We start from the raw sequence: 259 nt of genomic DNA, 5'->3' as shown, positions 1-259 counted from the left end.
GCTCGCGCATCGCATCGTGCACCACGTGCACTCCGAGCGCGGGCTCGCGATGCTGCTGGTGATATTCGCGGCGGCGCTGGCGCTGTGGCTCACCAACGATGTCGCGCTGTTCGTCGTCGTGCCGCTGATGGTATCGCTGCGTGCGTTGACGCCGCTGCCGTTTCGACGGCTGGTGATCGTCGTCGCGCTGGCGGTCAACGCCGGGTCCGTCGCGACGCCGCTCGGCAATCCCCAGAATCTGTTTCTGTGGCAATTGAGC

1 protein-coding gene is annotated in these 259 nt (G+C 66.4%); it reads left to right on the top strand.

Annotation, left to right across the window (positions count from 1 at the left end; genetic code table 11):
- On the top strand, positions 1–259 hold a 259-nt coding region (locus SB751_RS32415; RefSeq protein WP_410749310.1), incomplete at both ends, for an SLC13 family permease.

It is taken from the genome of Cupriavidus sp. SIMBA_020 (assembly GCF_046535395.1).
In the GTDB taxonomy this organism is placed as follows: domain Bacteria; phylum Pseudomonadota; class Gammaproteobacteria; order Burkholderiales; family Burkholderiaceae; genus Cupriavidus; species Cupriavidus campinensis.
Note: the sequence above shows the minus strand (reverse complement) of the source record. Positions and strands in the feature narration are given on the sequence as shown.